This is a genomic window from Kaistella sp. PBT33-4 (genome assembly GCF_029194425.1).
GTDB lineage: Bacteria > Bacteroidota > Bacteroidia > Flavobacteriales > Weeksellaceae > Marnyiella.
Genome location: NZ_JARFYL010000001.1, coordinates 39,322 through 65,263 on the forward strand (window position 1 = coordinate 39,322; position 25,942 = coordinate 65,263).

Annotated in this window: 23 protein-coding genes; 11 read left to right on the forward strand and 12 right to left on the reverse strand. The window is 45.7% G+C overall.

Annotated elements, in window-relative coordinates:
* Positions 1-22 precede the first annotated feature (22 nt).
* From P0M11_RS00160 to P0M11_RS00170, 3 genes are all read left to right on the forward strand, one after another.
* Positions 23-2,416, forward strand: a complete 2,394-nt coding sequence (locus P0M11_RS00160) for a T9SS type A sorting domain-containing protein (protein ID WP_275623927.1) — start codon at positions 23-25, stop codon at positions 2,414-2,416.
* 4 nt (positions 2,417-2,420) lie between these two features.
* The gene (locus P0M11_RS00165) at positions 2,421-4,913 is read left to right on the forward strand and encodes a T9SS type A sorting domain-containing protein (RefSeq protein WP_275623928.1); all 2,493 of its coding nucleotides are present in this window, start codon (positions 2,421-2,423) and stop codon (positions 4,911-4,913) included.
* 292 nt (positions 4,914-5,205) lie between these two features.
* Complete coding sequence (locus tag P0M11_RS00170) at positions 5,206-5,517, forward strand: type ISP restriction/modification enzyme (protein ID WP_275623929.1); 312 nt, start codon at positions 5,206-5,208, stop codon at positions 5,515-5,517.
* A gap of 93 nt (positions 5,518-5,610) precedes the next feature.
* Here the strand turns inward: P0M11_RS00170 and P0M11_RS00175 are convergent, their stop codons facing one another.
* On the reverse strand, positions 5,611-5,985 hold the full coding sequence (locus P0M11_RS00175; protein WP_275623930.1) for a hypothetical protein: 375 nt from the start codon (positions 5,983-5,985) through the stop codon (positions 5,611-5,613).
* 75 nt (positions 5,986-6,060) lie between these two features.
* Here P0M11_RS00175 and P0M11_RS00180 point away from each other — a divergent pair, with 75 nt between their 5' ends.
* The 4 genes from P0M11_RS00180 (at position 6,061) to rpsB (ending at position 8,371) form a co-directional block, all read left to right on the forward strand.
* Entirely contained in the window at positions 6,061-6,393 is a 333-nt protein-coding gene (locus P0M11_RS00180; protein WP_275623931.1) for a hypothetical protein, read from the forward strand.
* A gap of 171 nt (positions 6,394-6,564) precedes the next feature.
* The gene (gene rplM / locus P0M11_RS00185; RefSeq protein WP_158065004.1) at positions 6,565-7,020 is read left to right on the forward strand and encodes a 50S ribosomal protein L13; all 456 of its coding nucleotides are present in this window, start codon (positions 6,565-6,567) and stop codon (positions 7,018-7,020) included.
* Positions 7,021-7,025: 5 nt separating this feature from the next.
* Positions 7,026-7,412 carry a 30S ribosomal protein S9 gene (rpsI, locus tag P0M11_RS00190; RefSeq protein WP_158065003.1) on the forward strand — a complete coding sequence of 129 codons (387 nt, stop codon included), beginning with the start codon at positions 7,026-7,028 and terminating at the stop codon, positions 7,410-7,412.
* A 197-nt stretch (positions 7,413-7,609) separates the two neighbouring features.
* The gene (rpsB, locus tag P0M11_RS00195; RefSeq protein WP_158065002.1) at positions 7,610-8,371 is read left to right on the forward strand and encodes a 30S ribosomal protein S2; all 762 of its coding nucleotides are present in this window, start codon (positions 7,610-7,612) and stop codon (positions 8,369-8,371) included.
* A gap of 71 nt (positions 8,372-8,442) precedes the next feature.
* Here rpsB and trmB read toward each other — a convergent pair whose 3' ends face one another.
* From trmB to P0M11_RS00215, 4 genes are all read right to left on the reverse strand, one after another.
* Positions 8,443-9,126 (reverse strand): tRNA (guanosine(46)-N7)-methyltransferase TrmB, encoded by a 684-nt coding sequence (trmB, locus tag P0M11_RS00200; protein ID WP_275623932.1) that lies wholly within the window; start codon positions 9,124-9,126, stop codon positions 8,443-8,445.
* Positions 9,127-9,200: 74 nt separating this feature from the next.
* Positions 9,201-10,100, reverse strand: coding sequence for a DUF6759 domain-containing protein (locus P0M11_RS00205; RefSeq protein ID WP_275623933.1), 900 nt, complete (start codon positions 10,098-10,100; stop codon positions 9,201-9,203).
* A gap of 61 nt (positions 10,101-10,161) precedes the next feature.
* Complete coding sequence (locus P0M11_RS00210) at positions 10,162-10,959, reverse strand: hypothetical protein (protein ID WP_229723810.1); 798 nt, start codon at positions 10,957-10,959, stop codon at positions 10,162-10,164.
* Between the two features lie 123 nt (positions 10,960-11,082).
* Entirely contained in the window at positions 11,083-11,892 is an 810-nt protein-coding gene (locus tag P0M11_RS00215) for a DUF2807 domain-containing protein (protein ID WP_275623934.1), read from the reverse strand.
* A gap of 74 nt (positions 11,893-11,966) precedes the next feature.
* Here P0M11_RS00215 and P0M11_RS00220 point away from each other — a divergent pair, with 74 nt between their 5' ends.
* Positions 11,967-14,108: a M3 family metallopeptidase gene (locus P0M11_RS00220; protein ID WP_275623935.1), complete on the forward strand. Its 2,142-nt coding sequence runs from the start codon at positions 11,967-11,969 to the stop codon at positions 14,106-14,108.
* Between the two features lie 40 nt (positions 14,109-14,148).
* Here P0M11_RS00220 and P0M11_RS00225 read toward each other — a convergent pair whose 3' ends face one another.
* The 3 genes from P0M11_RS00225 to P0M11_RS00235 form a co-directional block, all read right to left on the reverse strand.
* On the reverse strand, positions 14,149-14,775 hold the full coding sequence (locus tag P0M11_RS00225) for a DUF4919 domain-containing protein (protein ID WP_275623936.1): 627 nt from the start codon (positions 14,773-14,775) through the stop codon (positions 14,149-14,151).
* A gap of 48 nt (positions 14,776-14,823) precedes the next feature.
* Positions 14,824-16,965 (reverse strand): DPP IV N-terminal domain-containing protein, encoded by a 2,142-nt coding sequence (locus tag P0M11_RS00230; protein ID WP_275623937.1) that lies wholly within the window; start codon positions 16,963-16,965, stop codon positions 14,824-14,826.
* 115 nt (positions 16,966-17,080) lie between these two features.
* Positions 17,081-17,536 carry a phosphatase PAP2 family protein gene (locus tag P0M11_RS00235; protein WP_275623938.1) on the reverse strand — a complete coding sequence of 152 codons (456 nt, stop codon included), beginning with the start codon at positions 17,534-17,536 and terminating at the stop codon, positions 17,081-17,083.
* A 393-nt stretch (positions 17,537-17,929) separates the two neighbouring features.
* Here P0M11_RS00235 and P0M11_RS00240 point away from each other — a divergent pair, with 393 nt between their 5' ends.
* Both P0M11_RS00240 and ygiD read left to right on the forward strand, forming a co-directional pair.
* Complete coding sequence (locus P0M11_RS00240) at positions 17,930-18,439, forward strand: YceI family protein (protein ID WP_275623939.1); 510 nt, start codon at positions 17,930-17,932, stop codon at positions 18,437-18,439.
* 78 nt (positions 18,440-18,517) lie between these two features.
* Positions 18,518-19,345 (forward strand): 4,5-DOPA dioxygenase extradiol, encoded by an 828-nt coding sequence (gene ygiD / locus P0M11_RS00245; protein WP_158064993.1) that lies wholly within the window; start codon positions 18,518-18,520, stop codon positions 19,343-19,345.
* Positions 19,346-19,359: 14 nt separating this feature from the next.
* Here the strand turns inward: ygiD and P0M11_RS00250 are convergent, their stop codons facing one another.
* The 4 genes from P0M11_RS00250 to P0M11_RS00265 are packed head-to-tail and all read right to left on the reverse strand — an operon-like array spanning position 19,360 to position 23,799.
* Positions 19,360-20,439, reverse strand: a complete 1,080-nt coding sequence (locus P0M11_RS00250) for a PorV/PorQ family protein (RefSeq protein ID WP_275623940.1) — start codon at positions 20,437-20,439, stop codon at positions 19,360-19,362.
* Positions 20,436-21,329 (reverse strand): EamA family transporter, encoded by an 894-nt coding sequence (locus P0M11_RS00255; protein WP_275623941.1) that lies wholly within the window; start codon positions 21,327-21,329, stop codon positions 20,436-20,438. The genes P0M11_RS00250 and P0M11_RS00255 overlap by 4 nt, the downstream gene beginning before the upstream one ends.
* Positions 21,330-21,381: 52 nt before the next feature.
* Positions 21,382-23,256 carry a monovalent cation:proton antiporter-2 (CPA2) family protein gene (locus tag P0M11_RS00260; protein ID WP_275623942.1) on the reverse strand — a complete coding sequence of 625 codons (1,875 nt, stop codon included), beginning with the start codon at positions 23,254-23,256 and terminating at the stop codon, positions 21,382-21,384.
* An 18-nt stretch (positions 23,257-23,274) separates the two neighbouring features.
* Positions 23,275-23,799, reverse strand: a complete 525-nt coding sequence (locus P0M11_RS00265; RefSeq protein ID WP_275623943.1) for an NAD(P)H-dependent oxidoreductase — start codon at positions 23,797-23,799, stop codon at positions 23,275-23,277.
* Positions 23,800-24,063: 264 nt separating this feature from the next.
* Here P0M11_RS00265 and P0M11_RS00270 point away from each other — a divergent pair, with 264 nt between their 5' ends.
* Positions 24,064-25,896 carry a T9SS type A sorting domain-containing protein gene (locus tag P0M11_RS00270; RefSeq protein ID WP_275623944.1) on the forward strand — a complete coding sequence of 611 codons (1,833 nt, stop codon included), beginning with the start codon at positions 24,064-24,066 and terminating at the stop codon, positions 25,894-25,896.
* Positions 25,897-25,942: the final 46 nt, after the last annotated feature.

Sequence of the window (25,942 nt, forward strand, 5' to 3'; positions counted from 1 at the left end):
TTTTACCTTAAAATCACAGAATATGAAACCATTTTTATTTTTATCGCTCCTATTGGCAACTATTCTTGCCAATGCACAGTTCACCAAGGTGATGGATCTTCCCGCCAATTTAAATCCTCCGGCTCCACTTGCCGCCAATGAATACAATACCTGGAACAGCAAACTGTTTTACCTCAAAAATGGATCTAACAGTTCTTTCGATCTCATTGTAACCGACGGCACTGCAGCCGGTACCATTCAGGTGGCCAATATGCCCAAGCCAGCTGATGCTTCTTCTTGGTACCTGGCCAGTCTGAAGAAAGGCGCCAACGGTATGTATATTAAATTCAGCTATTATGACAATGTTACTTTCGTGCAGAATGATGAGCTTTGGTTCTCCGACGGTACGGCGGCAAATACCTATAAACTCGTCACCAATGCGCGTATCAACATCAGTGGACTGCATAATCTGACTTCGGTACAGAATTACCAGAGACCTTATCAGGCTTCACATGTAGGCAACATATTTTATTTCTGGAAAGGTGCAGACAATGTATATGCAACCTCACTTTATCTGTGGCAGTCAGATGGGACTGTGGCCGGAACCCAGCCTGTGGCGGGAGCGAGCGGCGTGCACCTTCCTTATGAAACCGGTATGACCGATGAATATTGGGATGTGGGCCTTGCCTACAACGGGTCTTACTATTTCCTTGCGCAGGACACCGGAATTAATACGGTGCGTGCAAAATTTTATAAACTGCAGGCAGGTGTACCCCAACTGTTGGGCTCCTACCAAAACGCAGTCCGGATGGGAACCGTTTTCAAGAATAAAATTTATTTCATGGCGACGCAGGAATTTGTACCAAACTCCGGCTATTTCCAAAGGGAAATCTTTCAGTCTGACGGTACCGCGGCCGGAACCTCCGTGTTTTACAATTTCTCCGGCGACAATGCGGGAAACGGTGTGAATGAACAGGACCATTTTACCTTTCACAAAACTGCCAATTACATGTTTATCCGGACCAATGACAATTTGCTTCACAACATACTTGTAACGGATGGAAGTACCAACTTCATAAATCTTTATAACGGCAGCGTGTACCCGGTTACCCATTTTTATGTAGACGACCAGATGGCGTACTTCCTGCGGGCTTCCAACGATACCAATGTATACAGTTCTTTTGCGGTTAATATGTCTACGCTGGAAAAAACCACGATTACTAAACCTTTCTATAATACCGACGCTGGTGTCGTTCGGAACGGCACGCTGTGGATTGCCAACAAACCCACCTACAATACCGCTTTTTACACTCCCTGGCGAAGTGTCGGTACCGATGGTACCACGCAGGCCACCACCAATTCCTTCAGTTATGCCACCAACTTTTTTAGGCTCGGAACCAATCTTTACGCCTTTTCCAGCTATCTGGGTGTTCTCTACAATGCCCTGTACCGGTTTGATGACAATTTTACCTTTAACAACAGTACGGGAGATAACCAGTGGTCCACACCCATGAACTGGGTCAGTAAGATGATTCCACTGCAGTTTGACGATGCGGTTGTTCCCGCGGCATTCAACCCGGTCATCAGTGCACCCGCCTTTGCGAATAACATGACACTCAATTCGCCCCTTAATTTCACCGGCGGCGATCTGAACCTCAACGGGGCCCTGAACCTGGGAGCACCGGTAACCCTGAACACGGGATCCATCAACCTGAAGGGTGCCTCATCACAGATCACCAACGGCAGTGCAGCCAATTACATTGTAACCAACGGCACCGGCACGGTAAATGTGCAGAATCTGAACGCCGCACGCGGGGCAGTTTCCTTGCCCATAGGAACGGTAAACCACTACAATCCCATCACGGTTTCCAACTCCGGAACCTCGGATACATTTTCGGCCAGAGTCTCCGAGGGAATTGCGAATACGACAAACGGTGCCGTAAACGCTACCTGGGATATTTCTGAAGGTACAGCGGGCGGCAGCAATGTAAACCTCACTTTCGGCTGGAATGCTGCGCAGCAGAATGCCACCTTCAGTGCGGCAGGTGGGAAGGTCGGACATTACTACAACGGACAGTGGAACCAGGAAAACAGCGGCAGTGTAACCGGCAGCGGTCCGTTTGCCATCACGGCGACGGGCATCACCACTTTCTCGCCATTTGCGGTAATGAATTTCGGAGCGTTGGCAACGGCGGAGGTCCGCAATTCATCAGTACACGTTTATCCCAATCCGTTTAGTAATTACCTTCAGGTCGAAACGGAAGAAAATGGCACACTCACGCTCTTTGATGCTTCTGGAAAAGTGATAGATGTTGCCATGGTAAAAAAAGGCAACAACAGGCTGGAGATGGGCGTGATGCCTGCCGGACTCTATTATTATGCTTTGAAAAATCTGAAAGGAGGAACCATAGCTTCCGGTAAACTGCTTAAAAACTAAAACCATGAAAAACATATATATACTGATCGCCCTGGCCGTATTCACTGCCGCAAACGCGCAGCTTACCTTGGTGAAACAGTTGTCCAATGCTGAAGTTCCCAAATATGAAGATGTGGAACTACCACAGATATTTAACAATAAAATGTATTATATCGGGAAGCCGGCCAACCCGCAGGAATGTAAACTTTATGTAACCGACGGAACCTCAGCAGGTACCCAGCTGTTAAAAGACCTGGGAACTATTTACACCACCGGAAACGGAAACTACAGTACCATAGGATCTTTTAATCAGACCGCAGACCGGCTCTATTTTCTTCGCTCACAACACCTTAACCCTTCTGCTGGGGGTACGCCCACGGAAATGACTACGGAACTGTGGGTCACAGACGGCACCGCGGCAGGAACCATAAAGCTCATGAACAAAACCACACCGGTGATCAATTACAGTGCAGTATCGCCCATTTCTTTATTTGGACGCGGCGGAGTACAGGAATTGAACGATAATTTTGCCGGGAACAAGCTGATTTTCACGGCGTACGATCCCGCAAGCGCCACCGTTTACTACGGCAATCAGATTGCCTGGGTGACTGATGGTACCCCGGCAGGAACACAGCCGCTTTTAACCGCAACCGGCGAAAAGATTTATGGCGGGGGAACGGGCGGAACCCGACTTAACAATGAATATTTTTTCAGCGGCCGGAGCCAGGTGTCAACTGATCTTGGCGGTTTTCTGTACAGGACCAACGGAACGGCTGCCGGTACGGTGAAGGTGAATCCAGCTGCTGTCAACTGGTTTGTGGGTTCTCACTTCAGTAAACCCCTCAACGGACAATTCCTGTTCTGGGCTACGGATAATCTGGGCCCATCCTGGAACCAGCAGAATTACGAAATCTGGAAATCCGACGGAACTGCCGCCGGGACACAGCTTTTCTATGAGACGGCCAGTGGCGCAGATTCCAAAAAACCTTATTATGGTAATGTACTCGATTTTGTGAACGATGGCCAGAAGTTTTATTTTATGCTGAAACAGGATCCTGCCAATATTGAGCAGAATGAAGTGTGGACAACGGACGGAACGCTGTCGAATACCAAAAAGATCCGGGATGCCACCAACTATCTGGTTGACTATACCATAGTATCCAACGGGCACATTTTTTTCGAAGAGTTCATACAGTCGCCATCAACCTTCAGATTGATTCACTCCGACGGTACTGCCGCAGGCACCACGGTGGTATCCAGCAAAAATACCAACCGTCCCAGCTTTGCTTTGTATCAGGGAGCGGCCTATTATAAGGACTTTGACCAGATGGTGCCTTATTTTTCTAATCAGGTGGCCGACAATATGGAAGTCTGGCGCAGCGACGGTACCGTGGGAAATACGGCGCGACTTTTAGACGTGCTGCCGGGTACAACTACGGTTTCCTCATATACCATCTCCAACTCTTCAAAACCTACGAATTTCTTCACCCTGGGCGACAGCCTTTATTTTGTGACAGAAAGCCCGAAGAATCTGTATAAATTCAAGGGAGACTACACCTTTAACAACTCTGTGAACGGTAACTGGAGCAACCCTTCCAACTGGAATGCGGGCACCGTGCCGGGCTTTACAGATCCTGTAAATGTACCTGCAGGGTTTACTGTTGTTGCAGACGTCCCCGCCTATGCAGGTAACCTGACTCTGAATTCGCCACTGATTCTTTCTTCCGGAAATCTGAACATCGGCGGCACCCTTAACCTGGGTGCAAACATTACCCTCAATGCCAACTCAGTTAATTTGGGGCCTGTTGCGCAAGTGGCCAACGGCGGTCCGTCGCATTATATGGTAACCAACGGCACCGGCACGGTAAATGTGCAGAATCTGAACGCAGCACGCGGGTCGGTTTCCTTACCAATAGGAACGGCCAACCACTACAATCCGATTACGATTTCCAACTCCGGAACTCCCGACAATTTTTCGGCCAGAGTCTCCGAGGGAATTGCGAATACGTCAAACGGTGCCGTAAATGCTACCTGGGATATTTCTGAAGGTACAGCGGGCGGCAGTAATGTAAACCTCACTTTCGGCTGGAATGCAGCGCAGCAGAATGCCACCTTCAGTGCGGCAGGTGCCAAGGTCGGACATTACTACAACGGACAGTGGAACCAGGAAAACAGCGGCAGTGTGACCGGCAGCGGTCCGTTTGCCATCACGGCGACGGGCATCACCACTTTCTCGCCATTTGCAGTAATGAATTTCGGAGCGTTGGCGACGGCTGAAACTGCCATGAAAAGCCTGAACGTTTATCCGAACCCGTTTAGGGATGCGCTCCATATTTCTGTCCTGGAAAGCGGCATCTTTCAGCTCTACGACACGTCTGGTAAATTGGTCGCTACTCATTACCTGGTGAAAGGAGTGAACACCCTCGACAAATCTGACCTGCCTGCCAACGTGTACCTGTACCAAATAAAAAACAGCGCCGGTATGGTCACGTCTGTGGGAAAGGTTATTAAAAGGTAGAGGCAGCGCACGAGGAGGCAAACAACTTCTTCAGAAAGCGCCGCAACTGCAATAGTGCCAAAGTACTGTATACAGGTGCTTAGCGTTTTTTAATATTGAAGGCCGGCTGATCCATTTCAGCCGGCCTTTTTCGTGTTGAAGATCCAGGTGTTGGTGAGGCGGTGGTCGCGGTTCGTTGGGGAAGAGTTGTCAAAACCTACCAATTTTTGGCAAACCGCGTGGCAATAACTACTGTGCAAGACCCGAAGAAGGTATTTTCCGCGGAGCGTTGTAGCTTTTTCAAAAGAGGAGAATGTGGTGGAGAAACTCCCGACCCCCTTCGAAGGCCACAGGGTCCGAGCGCAGTTCAGCGCAGGGTACGGTGACTGAGGCTCTTGAAGCCGTCGGCCGCGTGTACAGCAGCGCCGCTCAATACTTCGATAACATTCCCGAAAATGCTCAGAACTTCTACATAGGCGGTTACCAACCCGCGCAGAAATGGCTCAAAGACCGCAAAGGCCGCACGCTGGATTTCCAGGATGTGCTGCATTACCAAAAAATGATTTATGCCATGACCCATACGGAAAGGCTGATGGGGGAGATTGATGAAGCGGGAGCGACCTAAGATGGCTTCCGAAAACCCGGGTGGCTATGGCGCACCAGGTGTTGTTCGAACATAGTTTCAAAAGAAGGCTGCTGTATGGAGCTGAGCGGTTTTTTATTGTTTTACCACAGACCAATTACCCTTCAAAATGCCGGTCTTCCACGTTCCGGATTTAGTAATGAGGTTACCGTAAAGCGTAAAGCCGGATGGCAATGCAACAGACTGCAGTGCACCATCTTCGCGGGCTATCCCGCTCGTATGGGTTTCGCTTCCGGTGGGAGAGACCTTGGTGAGGGTCACGTAGCCCTTATCCGAGACCTCCATGGTTAGTGTACCGGTTTCATCCCCGGAATAGTTTCCTTTATAGACGCCCATATAGGAGGAAGTAAAGTTTTCCTCCTCCTTTCGGTCCCAGTAATTATCAATAATCTGCTGACAGGAAGTTAAAGCGAAACATAGGATCACAAATGCAAATAGGCGAAGTTTCATGGAAGCGAATTTTGCCAAATATAAACAAATAGCCTGTGTGCAATTAAATATTTATTTTTGCGGAAACGAAATTTCATGCAGCGTGCTTTATTATATTTCATTGCCGGAACCGCAATAAGCTTCTTACTCAACCACTATCTGCTTGGCAGTCAGGGTTGGCAACTTGACCTTTATTACGGTGCTGCCTTTGGTGCCGCATGGGGAATGGCTTATTTTCTGGATGATCTGAAATTTACTCTACCGCAAAAGCTGGGGATTTCATTTTTAGGAATTTCTGTACTGGTTGGTGTAGGACTGCTTTTTTTTAATGTGGAAAAGGCGGTTCCCTCCGTCATTAAATTTTCCATGGTTTTTGTTGCCTATTATCTGATCGCAAGTTTCAGGAGCAGCAAATCGCTGAGAAATTAGGTATTCAGAGCAGGAGCAAATTAACAAAACATCATGTTGTTTGCTGCTAATAAACCTAACATTTTCAAAAGCTTAACACAATATTTCTGAAAAGATTTCCAATTTGAAAATTATTCTTTACCTTTGCACACCCTTTTGGGGAAAATTATGTTTAATCGTAAACGAAAAAGTGTGAATACATTAAGTTACAAAACCGTTTCAGCTAACAAAGCTACCGCTAATAAAGAATGGGTTGTGGTAGACGCTGAAGGACAGCCTTTAGGAAGATTAGCTTCCAAGGTTGCAAAGATTTTGAGAGGTAAGCACAAAACGAATTTTACACCTCACGCGGATTGCGGAGACAATGTAATCGTTTTGAATGCTGGAAAGATTACTCTTTCCGGAAACAAGTGGGCTGACAAGACTTACATCTGGCATACAGGTTATCCTGGTGGACAGAAGTCGCAGACAGCTGAAGAGCTATTGAAAAAAGATCCGATGAAGGTTCTGGAAAAATCCCTTAAAGGTATGCTTCCAAAGAACAAACTGGGATCTCAGCTGTTCAAGAACCTTTATCTGTATGAAGGAACTGAACACAAACATGAAGCTCAGCAGCCAAAAACTATTAATATTAACGAATTTAAATAATTAATATGTCTACAGTTCATAAAATTGGAAGAAGAAAAACTTCAGTAGCCAGAGTTTACGTGAAGCCGGGTACCGGAAACATCACTGTAAACCGTAAGGATGCTAAAGAATACTTCTCTACAGATGTAATGGTTTATAAACTGAACCAGCCTTTCATTTTGACAGAAACTGCAGGACAGTATGATGTTACCGTAAATGTTTTCGGTGGCGGTAATACAGGTCAGGCAGAAGCGATCAGACTGGCAGTTTCCAGAGCTCTTTGCGAAATCAACGCAGAGCACAGGTTGGCACTTAAGCCTCACGGCCTGCTTACCAGAGACGCAAGAATGGTGGAAAGAAAGAAACCAGGTCAGAAGAAAGCAAGAAAGAGATTCCAGTTCTCAAAACGTTAAGAGTTGCAAGCTGTATGCAATATGCATTAGGCTTAAATTCCTACAAATTATTAAACCGCTTGAAAGCTTAAAGCGTATAGCCTAAAGCCTAAAGCTTAACAAAATGCCCCGTTTAGTTTAGCACCCAAACTGTTCTCCCATCTAAAGACCAGTTGATTGCACAAAAGCGGAACGTAAACTAAAAACAAAAAAGCGACATGGCAAAAGCAAATGTTAAAGACCTTTTAGAGGCAGGTGTACACTTCGGTCACATGACCCGCAAGTGGAATCCAAATATGGCTCCATACATTTTCATGGAGAAAAACGGTATTCACATCGTAGACCTACATAAAACAGCAGTGAAATTGGACGAAGCGTGCTCCGCTTTGGAAAAAATCACCTCTGCAGGCAAAAAAGTTCTTTTCGTAGCTACTAAAAAGCAGGCGAAAGAAGTAGTGGCTAAACACGCTGCTGAACTTAATATGCCTTTCATCACTGAAAGATGGCCAGGCGGTATGCTTACGAACTTCGTAACTATCCGTAAAGCTGTTAAGAAGATGAACCACATCGATAAAATGAAGAAAGACGGTACTTTCGAAACTTTATCCAAGAAAGAAAGACTTCAGGTAGACCGCCAGCGTGCGAACCTGGAGAAGAACTTAGGTTCTATTTCAGACATGGTGAGGCTTCCTTCAGCAATCTTTGTTGTTGATATCATGAGAGAGCACATTGCAGTTACTGAAGCTAAGAAATTGGGTATCCCTGTATTTGCTATCGTAGATACGAACTCTGACCCAAGAAAAGTAGACTTCGTGATTCCTGGAAATGATGATGCTTCCAAATCTATCGACATGATCCTGAGCGTAGTTTCAGAATCCATCAAAGACGGTCTTTCCCAGAGAAAAGCTGATAAGGAAAAATCCAAAGAAGAAGGCGAAAAAGTATCAGCTGATGCTGATGCGGATTTCGACGCTGAATAAGATTTTGTCTTATAAAACAGAAACCCGGTTCTTGCGAGCCGGGTTTTTTGTGGTTGACAATCTTCTGAATTTTAATCCGGCCTGAACCTGAATTTGATATAGGTGATGGTTTTTCCTTTGGAGGAAAATAGCTCCTCATAATAGGTCTTTATTTCGCGCAGATGTACGGTATTAGGTTCATATTCCGGCGCGCCGTAAATATCATGATGAGCGGTCAGGATCTCGTGTCCTGATCCCTGTAAGATTCCGAGTGTATAACCGTGCAGGAATTCAGAGTCTGTTTTGAGGTGCACAATGCCTTCAGGCTTCAGTACTTTTCTGTAGCGTTCCAGAAAGTCCGGGTGGGTCATACGGTGTTTGGTCCGTCTGTATTTGATTTGCGGGTCCGGAAAGGTAATCCAGATCTCATCAACCTCATTCTCCTCAAAAAAGCAGTCCAGAAGTTCAATCTGTGTGCGCAGAAAGGCTACATTCTTCATATTCTTCTCTGTTGCCTCTTTGGCGCCAAACCAAAACCGGGCACCTTTAATATCAATTCCGATGAAGTTTTTCTCCGGAAAGGCCTTGGCCAATCCAACTGAATATTCACCTTTACCACAACCAAGTTCCACTACGATTGGGTTTTCATTTTTAAAGATCTCAGAACGCCATTTCCCTTTCAGATGAAAATTGTCCAGTGCTTCAGCGCGCGTTGGCTGTATAACGTTCGGGAGAATACGGTTCTCCTCGAATCTTGCGAGTTTATTTTTGCCCATAATTTAAAATCGTGCAAATTTAATCATTTCCACAGCAAAAAAGGAAAGCAGTTTAAGCGCTATTGGCCGTGGCTTTAGGACGAGGAACCCAGGGTTACCATAATGGCCTTCTGAACGGTCTTTTGAGAGGCGTACTGAGCCCCGCACACCAGACTGGAGAAAAGGTACTGGCCTTTTAGGATGACAATGGTATTTTCACTTCTTGCAGGGATTGCCAGCCTGTATTTTGTATTTCCTGTGCCCTCCATCCGCATGATGATATCACAGTCGGAGTTATTCTTGATCATCACACTTGTTTCCTTGCTGGTAGGATCATTGTCAAACAGGGCATTCAGTATCTTCACGGTCTGGTTTTTATGCTCCTGCACCGTGGGGTTCATTAACAGATCAAATTCCTCTTTCTCCGAATTTATGGCAGCTACAGCCTCAGCAGATATGCTCTTAGACGGAATTGTGGGAGTTACGGCCACGTCGCCCGCTGTGTTTCTGTTCGCGGCACGTATGGCAGCAGCTTCGGCTGAACTTCGTGATTTCGCCACTGCAAAACTTCGGTCAATTTCAGGCGTCTCTACCTTGATTCTGGCCTGAGCGCCCAGTTCCGGGTTGGCGGCTGCGCGCTGCGCTCTGGCCAGGGCTTCCTGGTAAAACCTGATCTGCTTTTGTCTGATGTTTGCGTTCATCTCCGCAAAGGTTATTTTTGTGGAAGGTCTTCTCTTCAGCAAAGCCAGTTTTTCCTGCATATCTTTTACACGGGTGTCGTCCGGGTGAGCGTTCTTTATATAATCCCTTATCATATCCATAAGCCGTGGCTTCAATACGGAGCGCCGGGGATCGTCCTCGTGTGCGTCTCTCAGGAAAGCATCTATTTCGTAAATATTAGTGCTTTTCATGATGTTGGAGTAGTCCTTCATCCGTTTTTGTGCCGGTAGTGCACAGAAAAGCAGCAGGGTAAAAAAGAGAAGTGATTTCTTCATGTTCAAGGGGGAGGTTCTGTTATAGAAAAGTATTATAACGGATAAGTTTCCGTTATAGTATTCAGTTCAGCGTGGTCTGCATCAGGTTGGAGTTTTTCAGCCGGCGCTGATAAATAGGCAGATATTTTTCAATATAGATTTTGGTACCCTCATAGTTTCCGGCCAGGACGTACGGATACAGATTGTCTGAACTGTAAACAAACTGAAGGAAATTATCTGTCAGATGAGGTGGTATTTTAAGCTCAGCAAAATATTGAGGTCCAAAATATTCCTTTATATTCGAAATGCTTCTGGACATGCGTTCATACGCCTGAAGTCTTTCCTTCTTTTGCTTTTCGCCGGAAATAAGGTCGTAAAAACTGTCTACGCTTAAAGATATTCCCCCACCGGCCATGCCCAGCAGTGGCAGCTGAGGCGGCGTACCATCACCTTTTGGTTCCGGAAGTCCGATCATTTCCTTCAGCTTCATTTCCTTTTCACCGGTTTTTAGTGCAAGAACATCTTTCTTCAGGTTTCCCGAAGGTTTAAAACGGTTAAGGACAATTTCCTCTATCTCATAATAAGCAATCTTAAGCTCAATCAGCAGAGGTTTACCCTGAAGCATGTTGTCGGTAACCTTAATATCTTTGCGTTCGGTCACAATGGAAGTAAACCTGATGATATCGCCAGGTTTCGCCGCAATTGTGAAATTGCCGTTTACATCAGACAGGACGCTCCGCTGATCATTCACGTTGGTCACATAAATCTGATTCAGGTACAGTGATGAGTTATCCCTCATCAGGATTTCACCGCTAACTGACTGGGCCATCACATGTACTGCAGTGATCATCAGCCAAAGCAGACAAGCTTTTTTAAACATATCCCGCAAAAATAAAGAGAAAATACCCATCATGGCGGACCTTGGATGGGTTTGGGCGGTTAAAGTTAGGTTAAAGTTTTGCCGCTGTATGTTAAATCATGAACATGGTCGTCTAACTTCCTTTCAGTCACCGCTTACCGATACGCTGCCACCGCTGCTCTCCTTCAGGTTCACCTCGGTATCCGCAGCTTGCTTCCTGATCTGAATGCTGCCTCCGGAACTTGCCCTGGCAGTAACTCTTTTTACAACGCCTGCCACCACGCTTCCGCCGCTTGAAGCATCCAGGTCCGCTTCCTGCAGGGAGGTGTTGCTGCCTTCAAAACTGCTGCCGGAACTTACGGACACATTGGCGTTAGTCACTCTGCCTTTGGTGCTCACCGTCGCGCCCGAACTAAGGTCAGCTTCCAGGTTAAGTGCCCAGATCTGACCGGTAAATTCTGCTGCGGAGGCGGCTTTGATCCTGAATTCGTTGGCTTCCAGATGTCCGCTCACAGATCCGGAACTGGAGACATCAACAGCCATTTTTTCCTGAAGGAATTTGTCCCGGACCGTGATATCTGCAGCAGATTCGGCAGTGACGGCAGAGAAATCTTTGGCATAAATAGTGGCGTGCACATTTCCGTCGGCCGAAATATTTTTAAAAATCCCGTTGGATTCTATCAATATGCTTACCAATCCGTCCTTTTGGACAACCTTTACCTTGTCCATCAGTTTTTCGGGGGCTTCAATAACAATTTTTTCATTTTCCGCTTTTATAATATCGGCGGTGATTCCTGTTGATACCTTTAACTGATCAAAGGAATAATTGTAGGTCTTTTGTGTTCTGTCTCCGGACGCGGTACTTATAGTGCTGTCGGGCATCTCTACTTTAATTTTCGCGCATGAGGTAATCATCAGCAAAACAGATATTGTTGGCAGGATAATGGTTTTCATGGTTTCGGTTTTTAGCTTACTCAAATTTAAAAAAAAGAATATATCTTTATATCACACAGTAAAATATTATGAAAATGAAAAGATTACCTGGTTTGTTGCTGATTTCAGCACTTACCGTAACCTCAGCATGTACTACGATGAATGATAAGAATACCCAGATAGAAGCTCCGGTGATGGATGCCGCACTGGCCTCCAACCCCTTTATGACGAAAAGTAAACTGCAGTATCAGGCTCCTGAATTTGATAAGATAAAGGACGAACATTTCCGCCCGGCTTTTGAATATGGTTTGAAGCAGCAGCTTTTTGAAATTCACAAAATTACCTCAAATCCGGACGCTCCTACCTTTGAGAATACGCTGGCAGCACTGGAAAACAGCGGGGAAGTCCTGAAGCGGGCGTCAATTGTATTCTTTAATTTTACCAGTGCGAATACCAATCCCGCACTTCAGAAACTGGAGGAAGAATTTGCGCCTAAATTTGCGGCACAGGAAGATCAGATTTACCTGAATGATAAGCTGTATAAAAGGATAAAGGCTATAAAGATTAATGAGCTTACGGGAGAGGATAAGCGTTTGGCCGAATATTATATCCAGAAATTTGAAATTGCCGGTGCGGATCTTTCGCCCGAAAAGAAAGAGGAGCTGAAGAAGGTTAATGAAGAACTGGCAACACTGAGCACTCAGTTCAGCAACAAACTTTTGGAGGCCAGGAAGCAGGGTGGTCTTGTGATCTCTGATGTTAAGGAACTGGACGGACTGTCGGCGGATGAAATTGCCGCTGCAGCGGCCGATGCGAAGGCAGCTGGTCATGAGGGAAAATACCTTTTGGCTTTGCAGAATACCACGCAGCAGCCGCTGCTTCAGAATCTGAAAAACCGCTCCACGCGCGAGAAGCTCTTTAAAGCTTCCTGGACACGTGCGGAAAAAGGTGATGCCAATGACACGCGGGTCATTCTGGAAAAGCAGGCGCGATTGAGGCTTCAGAAAGCACAGCTCCTGGGCAAAAAATCATTTGCCGAATGGAAACTTCAGGACCAGATGGCACCGGATCCTGCCGCCGCTATGAATCTGCTGGCCCAACTGGCCGCACCTGCTGTGGAGACAGCCAAGCGGGAAAGTGCGGAGATACAGGCCCTTATTGACAAACAAAAGGCTGAATTCACTGTAGCGCCGTGGGACTGGAATTTTTACGCAGAACAGGTTCGGAAAGCCAAGTATGACCTGGACGAAAATGAAATCAAACCTTATTTTGAAGTGAACACTGTGCTGGAAAAAGGAGTTTTCTACGCTGCGGAACAGTTCTATGGAATTACGTTTAAGAAAAGGACTGATCTGCCGGTTTATCATCCGGATGTTATCACATATGAAGTTTTCGACCGCGACGGTAAATCGCTGGCCATCTATTACCTGGACTTCTACACCCGAAGCAACAAAAGCGGTGGCGCCTGGATGGGCAATTTTGTAGATCAGTCCCATGCGCTGAACCAGAAGCCGGTTATTACCAACGTCTTCAATTACCAGAAACCTGCGCCGGGCAAGCCTTCGCTCATTTCTTATGACGATGTGTCTACCATGTTCCATGAATTTGGCCATACCTTACATGGACTTTTTGCCAATCAGAAATACGTTTCAGTGTCTGGAACGAATACACCGCGTGACTTTGTGGAATTCCCCTCGCAGATCAACGAATTCTTTGCACTGGAACCCAGCGTGCTAAAAAACTATGCCATCCATTACCAAACAAAAAAGCCGATGCCACAGACCCTGGTGGATAAGATAAAAAAGGCATCTTCCTTCAATCAGGGATATTCAACCACCGAACTCGTGTCCGCCGCGACATTGGATATGAACTGGCATTCAGTAACCGATGAAAGCCAACTTCTGCCGGCGCTTGAATTTGAGAAAAAGGTCCTTAACCAGTATGGATTCAACCTTCCGCAGGTGCCGCCAAGATATCATTCACCGTATTTCGCCCATATTTGGGGCGGTGGTTACAGCGCCGGCTACTACGCTTATATGTGGAGTGACGTCCTGAATGCCGCAGCCTGGGATTATATTGTAAAGAACGGTGGTATGACACGTGCTAATGGTGACCGTTTCCGCGAATATATTCTGTCCGTTGGTAATTCGGTGGACCTTAACAAAGCCTTTAAGGACTATACAGGAAAGGATCCTGACCTTAAACCACTGCTCAGAAACAAAGGTTTCATCAAATAAAAATAAAGACCGTTCATATTACTGAGCGGTCTTTTATTATTCATTCTTCAGAATATATCACAAGAAATGAAATTTTCCTGCGGCCTTTCCGCCAGTGGTCCATCATTCCTTCCGGAACAGCCTGCGAACGGCGCCTGAACTGCATGAGATCTATACCTTGTGTACCGGCAAGAATATATTCATCCACCACGTTCATCACTGTATAGGTTTTATGCGTGTCGGCTCCTGTGGCACTGCTTAAAGCCGCGTCCAGGATAATCCGGAACTGAGTGAACCGGTGTGGTCCCTGAGGATTTTCCCGGTCGGCTGTGCTGTAGCACTGCAGGATCCTGCCCAGGATTTCCAGATTTACGGGGTCGGTTTTAAGCAACTTCTCACCTGCGGCAATGGCTTCGCGGCATTTATTGGCCGAAACCAGCTCAAAGAATGCTCTTTCTTCTTCAGCAGGGTTTCTTTTCCGCATTTTGTACTGTCCATAGTAAAGATGACGCCCTTCCTCAGTACTTAAAAGTGACGGTAGTGTTACGAAGCGGAAAAGCAGTCTTTCGTGGAAATATACGGAAGCAGAATCCTGGACATTATGCTCAATGTCCGCCATTCCGGGTTTTCCCTGACCTTGGACAGCAATTCCGGAAATCATTAAAAACAGAAGTAAGGTCCTGAACATATGCAGATTTAATTTGACAAATAATCCCGACCGGGGCCGGGATTAATTTTAGTTTTTCAGATGCTGGTCAAAATAATCGGTGACCTTTTGCATAAGATGCACACGGTCCTTGCCGAGAACGTTATGCTCATGGCCGGGATATACGAAATAATCCAGTTGGATACCATGATCTACGGCGGCTTTCAGGAAGTTTACGGAGTGCTGCCATACCACCACATCGTCCTGCGCACCGTGAATCATAAGGAGCTTACCTTTCAGATTCTGTACCTTGTCCAGCAGATTGGACTGTCTGTAACCTTCAGGATTGGTTTGGGGAGTGTCCATATACCGCTCGGTATACATCACTTCATACATACTCCAGTCTATGACCGGTCCACCGGCAACACCTGCCCTGAAGATTTCCGGGTGCTTCAGCATTAAACTGGTTGTCATAAATCCGCCAAAACTCCAGCCGTGTACTCCCATGCGCTCCGCATCAACATAGGAAAGCGATTTCAGGTAATCCACACCTTTTATCTGATCCTTCATTTCAGTTTCACCCAGGTTGCGGAACACCGCCTGTTCAAATTGAAGTCCCCGGTTAGAAGATCCCCGGCCGTCCATCGTAAAGACAACGTAACCGTTCTGAGCCATATACTCATACCAGAGGTTGCCTGAAGCGGGAAAACTGTTTGTCACCAGTTGCAGGTGCGGACCGTTGTACAGATAAACGATTGTAGGATACTTTTTTGTGGGATCAAAATCAGTTGGTAAAATAATCTTACCGTATAAAGGGGTTCCGTCGTCTGCCGTCAGTGTAACGTTCTTAATTTCCGGTCTCAGGTAGTTTTTCAGTGGGTTCTCAGCCGTAAAAATGTTTCTGGACTTGACTGTACCTGCGTTGATGATATTCACACTGCGCGGTGTAGACGCATTGGTATAAATATCATACAGCTGTGTACCGTCTTTGCTCAGGATGCCTGTGTGCATGCCTTCTGCGGTGTCCAGCCTCTGCATTTTGAAATTGTTCCAGTTCACCCTGTAAAGATGTCTTTCCAGCGGCGTTTCTTTTGTGGATGTAAAGTAGATTTCCTTCCTTTTTTCATTGAAACCCAGGATGTCTGTTACAAGCCAGTCACCTTTCGTTAGCTGTGCTACCAGACCTTTGTCCAGATTGTAGTGGAAAAGATGGTTATAGCCTGTACGCTGGCTTTGCCAGATGAAATCGGAATTGGAATTGGGGAAAAATAACAGTTCGTGCTGAGGTTCCACATATTTATCGGATTTCTCCTCGAAAAGCATCTTTACCAGTTTGCCGGTAGCAGCGTCGTACTGGTTCATTTTCATATGATTTTGTTCTCGGTTCAGTACACCGATGAAAATGTATTTTGAATCCGGGCTCCAGGTTACCGCGGTGAGGTACTGCTCCTTATCACCGTCAACCTCCAGGAAGATCTTTTTATCGTTTTTGATATCGTATACCCCCAGCGAAACATGGTGAGATGCCCCTCCGGCCATTGGATATTTTATATTTCGGTTTTGAGCCGGTGTTACCGACCAGTCAATGACCGGGTAATCGGTAACCATGCTCTGATCCATTCTGTAAAAGGCAATTTTTTCATTGGAAGGTGCGGCAAAGATCCCCTTGCTGATGCCGAACTCCTGACGGTGCACAGATTGACCGTTTACGATGTTTTCATCGGCATCATCTGTTATGCTCACCGTCTTACCGTTTCTGTTCAGGTACAGGTTGTTCTTAACCGTGTACACTATGCTTTTGTTATCAGAAAGAACAGTCACGTTTTCGGCGCCTTTGTCCAGTGCGGTCCATTCACTGATCTTCCAGTTGCCTGCCGACTGTTCCAGCCAAAAGTACTTGCCGTCCCTTGTGAAATAGCCTTTATTTCGGCTGATGAATTTCACCATCGGAAAGATTTTCAGCCGGTCTGCAGTACTGAGATTTTTGTTGATGCGGCTCAGGGAAACCAGGGTGTCCGATTTCATGCTCTGAACTTCGGTGATCAGATAGGCATTTTTGCTCCCCTGAATGTAGGCTTTGGCATCATCTGTCCAGGAGAATTGGGATATACCTTTTACCGCCAGGTTGCTTCGAAGTCCGTTTACGGCTTCAGCCATCGTATATTTCTGGTTTTGAGCAAATGTAAAACTGCTCAGAGCTATGAATAAAAGGGATAATTTTGAAAATTTCATTATTTAAGCATTAAGGCCTTAAAAATAAGAAATATAATTGAAGGTGTTAAGGATTTGTTAATGCGGCGGCTGTATAGATCATCTGCATCGGGTCTGCGGCTTTTGGGGCCTTGTTTCACCTGTACTGATGTGACCAGTAAGCAGCTTTCATTGAGAGGATTCCGAGTCCGGCCGCGAAAATAACATCTGAAATATAATGTTTATTGTTTGCCATCCGCATAACCCCGATGGCCGTGGCTAGACCATAGGAAGCGTAGGGAACCCATTTGTAGCGCCTGCCATATTCAATGCTGAGTATCGTGGCCCCGGCAAAGGCATTAGCAGTATGTCCGGACGGAAATGAATAGGCTGTTCCGTCCGGCCGGATATTTTTAAGTGATGTTTTCAGGATATACACCAAACCTAAGTTAATCAGCTGGCCTTTCAGCAAAATGGCGGTTCGGTTCTTCCAGTCGGTGCGCGCCTCCATTCCTGCAAGTTCAAATGCATATACTGCTGCTAACGGCGCGAATTGCGCATAATCGTCAAAATGATTTTGAAAAGCGAAAAGATGTTCATTCCTTTCCTCCACTCTTCATTTTTTATCGATTCCTTCCTGTTGCTATCCAATATAATACCCGCGGTCATCAGTCCTGCAGGAATGTAAAGTTGGTTATATCTGAATTCTACCTGATAACTCCGGGGCTGAACGCTGTCTGTAATCTGGGCCTGGACCGTATTAAAGGCGAAGAAGAGCAGGCATAAATAGACACTTTTGCTCATGCGGATATTTTTATAAAGCTAACAAAAAGATTTTCCCCAAATTAGAAATACCTTATAATTTACCGGGTGCATGAATTAAAATGGATAAATTTACTCCAGCAGTACAGAGGATTACGTTCTTAACTTACATCAATGCACAGCCTTGGCCAAACAGCTACCTTTGTATTAGAAATTTTTAACAAACCAATAAATACAGAATATTATGGCAACAAAATGGAATTTAGACCCAACCCACAGTGAAATAACTTTTAGAGTAAAGCACCTGATGATCTCCAATGTAAAAGGTTCTTTCAAGACCTTTACAGCTGAAATGGAAGCGGAAGATGATACTTTCCGCAATGCGAAAGTTACTGCAACCATCCAGACCGATTCTATTGACACTAACAATACAGACCGTGACAATCACCTGAAAAGCGAGGAGTTTTTCAATGCTGCTGTTAATCCAACAATAACTTTTGAAAGTGATGCATTGAACGACGAGATCACAGGAAATCTAACGGTTAACGGAGTTACCAAACCTGTGAAACTTGATGTAGATTTCGGTGGTATTAATGCAGATCCCTGGGGCAACACCAAAGCAGGCTTTTCATTTGAAGGAAAGATTAAAAGAAGTGACTTTGGACTTAACTGGAATGCAGCGCTGGAAGCAGGCGGCGTAATGGTTTCCGATGAAGTTAAAATTGCAGGCGAGCTGCAGTTTGTTAAAGCATAACAGCGTTTAAACGATTGACCTGAAAACCTGGGAATTATGCTTATAATTTTCAGGTTTTTTTTATTAAAAAGTATTATAATGAATTTGAATGATTTGACCAATATTTCAGCCTTGTTCCCAACTACCCAAAAGATGCCTGTGCTTTTTCTGGGTCACGGTTCACCAATGAATGCCATTGAAGAGAATCAGTTCGTTCAGGGCTTCAGAAATATCTCACGGGAGATTCCCACACCCAGTGCCATACTTTGTATTTCCGCACATTGGTTTACGCGTGGTACTAAAGTTACCGCCATGGATCTGCCACCCACTATCCATGATTTCGGAGGTTTTCCGGAGGAACTTTTCGCTGTGCAGTATCCCGCGCCCGGCAGCCCCGACCTGGCACAGGAAGCAGCCACACTGCTGTTGCCGGCTGAGGTCCAGGAAGATCACAGTTGGGGACTGGACCATGGCGCGTGGTCGGTTATCCGGCATCTTTATCCCGATGCAGATATTCCTGTAGTGCAGATGAGTATTGATTATACGAAACCTCCGGAGTATCACTTTGAGCTCGCCGGCAGGCTGCAGAAGTTAAGGGAGAAAGGAATATTAATTATTGGCAGTGGCAACATCGTGCATAATCTCAGGATGATTGACTGGCAGAATATCAACACGGTCGGTGCCGGCTGGGACTGGGCGATTGAGGCGCGTGAAAAAACCAATAACTGGATCCTGGACGGTAATTTCCGTAACCTGATTGAATATCAAAAACATGGAACGGCCCTCCAGGCTGCCATTCCTTCGCCGGATCACTATTTGCCACTTATTTATTCCTTAGGTCTGAAGAATAAATCTGATGAACTTTCACTGTTCAATGATGAACTCATAGGCGGAAGCCTGAGTATGACCAGTGTAAAAATTGGTTAATGAAACTGAAGCCCTTAATTCCGGAATTCTCCCATGTCGAATTTCAGCGAGAAGAAATTGGAGAAGAAGTTGCTGCCACCGATCCCGGAATTGGTAATCGCGTAATCTAAAGTAAGTCCCCGGTATTTGATCCCCACTCCCGCACTGGGCTGAAAGGAAACCTTACGTTTGAGGTCCTCAATATCGGTGATGGACTGAAACCTGTTTACACCCAGCCTTACAAATACGAGATCATTATAGTTCATCTCTGCACCCGCATATGGAGTAATACTTGCAAAATCCGTTGATACCAGCGCGGCGGTTTTAGCAAAGTCAATATTCAGACCTGCTTCAGGCAATATGGAAATATTCTGGCTCACCTCAAAGTTTTTACTGGCGCCTACATTCAGTTTGGGCATTGTAATCTCCATTTTATCGGCCGGTGCCGGGTTAAATTCCTCACCGTTTACAATAGCTGAAAGTTCCTTCTGATCTACATTCCAGAAATTGACTGTGGTGGTGGCGTCTCTCAGCATAGCTCCGTACTTCCAGCCACTGTCGGCGTGGTAGAGGGCCCCAACATCAAACCCAAATCCAAATCCGCTGGCAAATTTACCAACATTTCTGTACACCAGCTTCGCATTTACACCCGCCGATAATTTGTGGTTACCACCGGGATGGAAGGCGTAGGAAACAAGGGCAGCATAATCGGCCTGGGAAAATTTAGTGATTTTATCGTAGTCAATATTACCTTCACTGTCGATCATCTGAGTGGTATTCAGGATATTATCCACCCCAAGGCGAACTACTGATACTGCAAAAACACCACCTTTGCTGTCCAGAGGTTTGGCGTAGGCGATATAATCATATTTGGCAATGCTTTCAAAATATTCCGCGTGCATGGCTGCGCCCTGCCAGTCGCGCTCCACACCCATAAGTCCGGCAGGGTTCCACATTGGTGCGTATACATCGTCCTGGCTGCTTAAAACGGCACCGCCCATGGCCAGGCCTCTGGCGCCCGCGCCGATGTTCAGGAATTCGTTGGAATATTTCCTTATGATCTGGGCCTGCGTGCAAACAGATGCAAAAACGAATAAAAAGACTAGCTTCCTCATGGAGTGTTAGGATTAATTGTTTGTTTGGCCTTACGGGATTTCAGGACCCCGTTAATGATGATGGCCGTAATCATCACAAATGAAGCTACATAAAAGACCGGACTCATCTGTTCTGATTCACCAAAGATAAAAAAAGCAAGTATAATTCCGTACACCGGTTCTAAATTTACGGTAAGTACCAGTGTGAAGGGTGAAATATACTTCATCAGACTTACCGATTCCAGCATCGGGTAGGCTGTAAATACACCTGCCAGAATGGTGATAAGCGCAAGGTCGCGGGTGGTGATGTCTGCAACTTCAGAGATTTGCCCGGTGAGCAGGTAAAAGAGGGAAATCAGCATAAATCCGCCCAGTATTTCGTAGAAAATAATGTTCCCGGAACTGGTTTTTCCGTACAGTTTTCCGTTGAGTACCGAAAATACAGTACCGAAAAGTGCAGTGAAAATGCCGAAGAAAATACCTTCCTTATACCGCAGTTCAATGTTGAAGATGACTGCCATGCAGGCTACAATGACCATTCCCATAATCACTTCCGAGACATCTATTTTCCTTTTGAACACAATGGGTTCCAGAACAGAGGTGAAGAGGGTGGACAGCGACAGGCAGCACAGAGCAATGGATACATTGGAAACCTTGATGGAATGAAAAAAACACAGCCAGTGCAGCGCCATGAAACCTCCAACACCTACCAGCCCGAAAAGGAGCTTTCGGGGAACGTTGAGGTTGTCTTTTCTGATGACCCGGATATAAATAAAAAGGAAGAGGGCTGCAATCCCCATTCGAAAGAAGGTCAGAACCTGAGCTTCCGCAGTGATCAGTTTACCCAGTATAGCCGTAAAACCCCACAGAAACACAATGAGGTGCAGACGGAACAGGGCAGAATTTTTCATTTTTATGCAGATAAGACGGTCGCAAAAATAGGTATAAAAACCTTATTGCAAACTACTGTTTTCCGGTGTCACTTTGCTGTAGGTCAGTTTTGTCGTTGCCTTCGCCTTCATGATCCAGCCACTCAGAGTTTTCAATTGAAACGCTGTCCAGGCTCAGGAGCTCGGCTTCGCGCTGGAGTGCTTCCTGAGTGGTGAAAGTCATCACTTCCTTCATCTGTTCCTTAGCCAGCTGACGAACCGAAGCTTTGTCGATCATTTCGAAGCGTTTCCCCAGCCGTCTGGCCGTGTATTTACGCATGCCGCTGGCATGCAGTACGTCTACAGCCATATCTACCGCGGTACCCAGGGTTTCACGGTAAATATTGTCGATTCCATTATTGAGGAACGAGTAGGCATCCAGCCGGTTTTTTGCCCTTACAAATATTTTGAGCTGCGGGAACTGCTCTTTTGCCATCTCGGCAATATGTTTATTGGCTTCAGGGTCGTCCAGGCAAAGAACCAGAATTTCCGCTTCAGCAGCACCGGCTGTACGCATGATAGGCAGCCGTGTGGCATCACCGTAATAAACTTTAAAGCCATGGCTGCGTAACAGCTTTACCCTGTCTGCGTCATGGTCCAGCACGGTAGACTTTACTTTATTGGCACGCAGCAGCCTGCCCACGGTACTTCCAAAATGACCGAAACCAACAATGATGATCTTTCGCGGTTCAATATTTTCCGGCAGGCCCAATGAGCTATAGTCTTCAGACTGACTGTTCAGCCGCGGATCTATCAGCCGGTCATTGATGATCAGGAGAATAGGCGTGATACACATCGTTATGGCAGTTACGGCCATTAACTGGTCGTTCATCTCGGGGGTTAACAGGTAGAGTTTGGACGAATAATTCAGCAGTACAAAAGCAAATTCACCTACCTGCGAAAGTGCAAATGCATAAATGAAATTCTGGTCAACGGAAAATTTATAAAATCTGCCAATTCCGTACAGCACTGCAAACTTAACCAAAAGGACCGCGATAACGGTGCTGAAGATGAACAGTGGATCCTTTTCAATAACGAAGAAGTTGATGCTTGCTCCCACGCTCACAAAAAATACAGCCAGAAAAAGACCTTTGAAAGGATCTACCTGCGCTTCCAGTTCATGGCGGAATTCACTGTTGGCCAGCATTAATCCTGCAATAAAGGCGCCGAGGGCGGCACTGAGCCCCACCGCAATCATCAGTTCAGACACCCCAATAACTAAAAACAGGGAAGCAGCGGTCAGCAGTTCGGTAAGATTGGATTTGGAAACGAAACGTAAGAAAGGGACAAAAACATAGCGCCCCAAAACAATAAGAAGTCCAACGCCAAAAAGTATTGAGAAGGGTTGAAGCCACTCGGGAAGTTCCTGTAACAGCAGTGTTACCGCGGTTTCCTCTTCTGGTGGATTGTAATGGGCCAGCACCGGCAAAATTGCGAGGATGGGAATTACAGCAATATCCTGAAATAAGAGTGTGGAAAAGGACGCTTCGCCGGAGGTTGTCTGGAAGAGATTTTTTTCACGCAAGGTCTGAAGGACGATCGCGGTAGACGACAGGGCAAAGCAGATCGCTACAGCCATGGCCACGTCGGGTTGCCAGCCGGCCAGGTAGAAAATGCCAAAGAGAAGTGCGATGGTTATCAGCATTTGGCTGAGACCGAGGCCCAGTATTTTCTTCCGCATGGCCCAGAATTTTTTAGGCTCCAGTTCCAGTCCCACCAGAAACAGAAGCAGTACCACACCGAATTCTGTGGTATGCATGATATTGTCGGTTTCCTTACCGCTCAGTTTCAGAATAAACGGACCGATAATAATTCCGCCCACAATATAGCCTATCACCGAACTTAGTCCGAGTCTTTTTACCAGCGGAGCCATAATAATAGCGGCACCCAGGAATATTAGGATGGTCATTGCAAATTTCCCCTCCATTTATTCTCCGTTTAAAATTGACATAAAGTGCTGCTTGTGTTTGATGATCTCTTTTTTATCCATTTGGTCTATATCGTAAATGCACAGAAACTCCTTGAGTTTAAGTCTGTTTTGTTTCAGTACAACAAAAAGCCCGGAGATAAGCTCTTCTATTGAATACTGAAAATAGCCCTGCTCACCAAACTGTTCCTGCTGATAATTGGTGGTAACCAACACTACCACTTCTTTACCTTCCAGCGGATTTTCCCTGCCTTCGTCCTGCCATTTAAGGTCAAAAACCTCATCAATCCAAAGTTTAAGTAATGGCGGAAGTCCAAACCAGATCAGTGGGAAATGAAATATAATACGGTCGTAATTGCCAATTCTCTTGCGTTCGCGAAATGCTGGAATATGAAAGTCCGGAAACTCTTCATAAAGGTCCCGAAAGGTGTAGTGTTGATGCCGTACATAGAAATTAATGAGTTCCCGGTTGGATTTTGAATGTTCCAGATAGGGATGGGCAAATAAAACCAGGGTGTTTTCCACAAGACGTCCGTTTTTGTAAATATATAAAAAATAGCCTGTTCTGGTATTTTACTTTCTTCCTAAACCTGCACAATCATTTTCTGACAGGTTAAAAACTTGAGGAAAAAGAGCTCGCGAACAGGTGATGTGTATGATTTAATAAAAATATTTGATTTTTATTGAGAATTATTTTGTGTAGATATATATATAAATATATATATTAGTAGACAATACCATGACAGTATTCCATGTCACAAATATTATTTATGTCCAAATCTATTAAATATGAAAATTCTTAAACACTTTATTTTCCTTGTTACTATAACATGGGGAACTGGTTTATCTGCTCAGGGTGTATTTCCCTATGAGCAGCAGTGGGGTACTTATGTTGGCGGATCAGGAACCCATTTGCTTGATACGCATTTGCCGGATACTTCCTTCAATTCTGATTCACAAAACAATCTGTATATGTCTGGTACTACTGTTTTTGCACCAAGTTACAGCAATACGTATTATGACCAATTTATAGCAGGCGGGGGTAGCCCCTCTGTATTTCCTTTGCAAAATAGTTATTCTGTATCAATATCGGTGACCGGGCAACAGTTATCTGCAGGTTATAATGGTATTAGTAGTGGTGCAAGCGAAAGATTAATTGGTGTAGACTCTTTTAATAACAGATTCATGCTAAAGCAGTTGCCCGGCAATATTCCTAACCTTTCTACACCCGGAGCCTGGCTCACACAGAATGTCGGTTCCGGCGCGTATACATTTACTCTTTCCAAATACGACAGTGCAAACAATCTGATATGGACTACTTATCTTCCCAATTCGGGAGGTGCTGCATTTGCCCTCCGATTTGATGAAAATAATAATCTCTTTATTACAGGTTCAACAGCGGAATCTATTGCCGGACTCGGAACGGCCGGGGTTTATCAGGAAAATTTTGTTTCGTATCAGACTGTCAGTGGTCAGCCTGGAATAAACGGATACATTGTAAAGCTGGATTCCGCAGGTCAAAAAATGTGGGCTACTTATGCTGTTCAGGGAATCAATGATTTCGAGTATCATGCCGGTAGCCTTTATGCCAGTGGTGGGTATGATCCGAACATGCCCGGCCAGCTCACCACACCGGGAACATTTCAGCCCACAGGGCCGGCTATGAATTTGCTTGGGAAATTTGATGCCGCTACCGGACAGAGAATCTGGAGTACCTTTTACGGTACGCCACACAATATCACCACTTATACCGGTGCGGGAATTTGGGATATTGAAGTAAACAGCACGGGACTTTATGTGAGCGGTCAAAATCAGGATACGGACTATCCCGCCTATTTCGCCACTCCTGGCGCATTTAAAGGTCAGCTAACAGGTGGGGCAGATTTGTTTTTAACCAAATTCAGCCATGACGGTAACCGTGTTTGGAGTACCTATTTTGGGAGTGACGGCTACGAGGAGGTTTTTGGAAGTACATTAACAATACTGGGTAACCGCATAATTATCGCCGGCAGCCAGTACGGTGCTGTGTCTAATATTTCTACTCCGGGTGCGCATCTTACCACTCCCTCCAACACATCAAACAGTCTCACAAACATGTTTTTTGCAGAGTTTGACAGTTCCGGCAGCAGATTGTGGTGCTCCTATTTTGGAGGGGCCGGAGCTAATATGTTTCAGGAACATATAAATCCCGAATTATTGAACGATGGTACTTTAATTCTGTGGGGCAGCACTGGTGCAACCACCGGTATAGGAACTGAAGGCGCACCTTATCAGTCCATGACCAACCCTTATCCAGGCTTTCCGTTCGGTTTTGTGACGCGGTTTGTATTTAAAGATGAACTGGGAACCTCTGAAACGGCAGGCCATTCAGCAGATATACAATTGTATAACAATCCCAACAACGGTAATTTTACACTGTCAGGACCTGCTTTGGCAAAAGAAGACACCGTTTTGTCACTGTATGATTCCGCCGGCAGACTGGTGAAGAAAGAAGCGCTTTCACGCCAGCAAAAGCAGGATTTCAGCTGGGGACACTTGCTAACTTCAGGAAATTACATACTTTCGGTTTCCAAAAAATCCGGCGGGCAGCTGAAGACCTTTAAAATGACGGTGAAGAAATAAGTAATTGCATTAAAGCGCAACCATAAGGGACAAATTTCATTCCTTC